Origin of the sequence: Actinomadura formosensis NBRC 14204, from assembly GCF_001552155.1 — a bacterium.
GTDB lineage: Bacteria > Actinomycetota > Actinomycetes > Streptosporangiales > Streptosporangiaceae > Spirillospora > Spirillospora formosensis.
In genome coordinates this window covers 1-2,027 of sequence record NZ_BCQQ01000264.1, presented here as the reverse complement: position 1 = coordinate 2,027, position 2,027 = coordinate 1, and the positions used below count along the sequence as shown (strand labels likewise).

The following is a 2,027-nucleotide window of genomic DNA, read 5'->3' as shown; positions in this document are numbered from 1 at the left end:
CTTGTAAACAGAAGGCTCGGGGTTCAAGTCCCCGCGTCGGCTCCCAGTTCAGAGGCCCCTTGCAATCACTGCAAGGGGCCTCTTGGCAACGCGTACAGCAGCGAAGTACAGCTACGCCCCCGTTGGAGAGCCCTCTCCGTCCTGGTCATCGGGGCGCCGAAGGTGGTCCCCGAGCCGCTTGAGCGCGGCCCTGGTGTCCTCGGAGGGCACCTCCGTATAGATCTCCATCGTGATGCTGATCCGGCTGTGCCGGAGAATCTGCATCGCCACACGCGGGTGAACGTCGAGCGCGGCCAGCAGCTTGCCGCAGGTGTGCCGGGTGTCGTGAACCCGGATCCCCCGGACGCCGGCGGCGGCACAACGCGACTCAAACGCGCGATTGACGTTGCGCGGTTCGACCGGGCGGCCGGTCCTGGTGGTGAAGACCAGCCCGCTTGCCTGCCAGTCGTCACCTGCGGCACGTCGGGCCGCTGCGAGCTGGCGTTCCCGCATGCGCAGCGCTGAGACGCATGGGGACGGAAGCGGAAGCACGTCGGTAGAGCCGTCCGTCTTCGTGCGCTCCTTGTGGATCAGGCGGGTACCGACGCGCTGTAGCTGCCATCCGATGGACAGTTCCTCGGCCGTGAAGTCGATATCCGCCCAGCGCAGGCCGAACACCTCCCCCTTCCGCATCCCCATCACGAGAATGAGGACCCACGCGGCATACAGCGGATCATCGGTTTCCCTGGTGTGTTCGAGGAACCGGCGCGCTTCCTCCACGGTCCACGTGGACGCCTTACGCGTGCGCTTTCGCGCGGTCGGCACCTTGACCAGAGCCGCGACGTTGCGAGAAAGAATCTCCTCTGTGCGCGCGTGATTGAGCGCGGCCCGAAGCGTGTTCCGTGCGGCGGTGATAGTGCGCCGACTCGGGTAGTCCTGGCAGCATTTCCCGACCGCGCAGCAACGTTGCCGGTTACGCGGGCGCCGTGCGTCCTTGCCCTGTGCGCAGCACTGGCACGCGCTTGGAACGGCGTTCATCCACTTCTGAACGTCCCGCACGGTAAGCCGGTCGAGACGCTTCCTCCCCAGACCAGGGATGACGTGGAGCCGAGACATCAGCTCATAGTGTGAATAGGTGTTCGGTTCCCTGTTCGGTTCGATCACGTCTTTGAGCCAGTACGTGAGGTACTGCTCTACGGTCGGCATCGTGGTAGCGATCGGGTGTTGCTTCGCTTCGTTGAGAAGCTTGATGTACTTCTCATGCACGATTTCTCGGGTCTTGCCGTAGACCCACTTCTTACGGCGTTCGCCGCTGGGCGTGGTGACCCACACGTATGCGGCGTAGCCGTTGCGGTAGGGGAAGATTGACCCTTCCCCGTTCGCGCGTCTGGCCATTAACGCCCCTCCCGCTCGTCGGGGTCGATGACGTCGAAAAGGTCAACGGTGGGACGAAGGCTCATCCAGGTTTCCAGATCGACACGGCGTACCCTGGCGGTTCCGTCTGTGATGACGTGGCGGGGGGTGTGTCCCTGGGCACGCCAGTCCCGCCAGTCCTCGGGGGCGATGTTCAACTCGGCGCAGATCTGCGGGACGGTGAGCCATTCACCGGGCGATCCTGGGGCGGGGGCGGGTGGGGCCTGGCCGGTTTCCAGGGCTTGCAGGTAGGCGCGAGCCTCAGCGGGGGTGAGCCACTCGCCGGCGGTGGCGTGCTGGTGGTCCAGCCACGCGGCCAGGTCGGCGCGGTGCACGCGGGCGATGCCGTCGCGGCCGGTGGTGTGGGCGGGCGCGGTTCCGTTGCTCCGCCAGTCCTCCCACAGGGCGGGGGCGATGCTCAGTAGCTCGCACAGTTGCGACAGGGTGAGCCACCACTCGGGCGGGAAGTCCTGGTTTTCGGTGTCCATAGGATTGCCTTTCTGGCGGGTGTGGGCCGGGGGCTCCTACCTCCTACCGCGCAGGTGAGAGCGGCCATAGCGGTAGGGGCAGGTAGGAGCCGGGGGCGTTTTGGCTGGTGGGCGAAGGTAGGGCGACCCCTACCGAGGTAGGGGCGC

Annotated in this window: 2 protein-coding genes; both read right to left on the bottom strand. The window is 66.1% G+C overall.

What is annotated here, in order from left to right; genetic code table 11:
* Positions 1-111: 111 nt before the first annotated feature.
* Positions 112-1,374, bottom strand: coding sequence for a site-specific integrase (locus AF1_RS32375; RefSeq protein ID WP_067808141.1), 1,263 nt, complete (start codon positions 1,372-1,374; stop codon positions 112-114).
* The gene (locus AF1_RS32370) at positions 1,374-1,880 is read right to left on the bottom strand and encodes a helix-turn-helix domain-containing protein (protein WP_067808139.1); all 507 of its coding nucleotides are present in this window, start codon (positions 1,878-1,880) and stop codon (positions 1,374-1,376) included. Before AF1_RS32370 ends, AF1_RS32375 begins: the two co-directional genes overlap by 1 nt.
* Between the last annotated feature and the right edge of the window lie 147 nt (positions 1,881-2,027).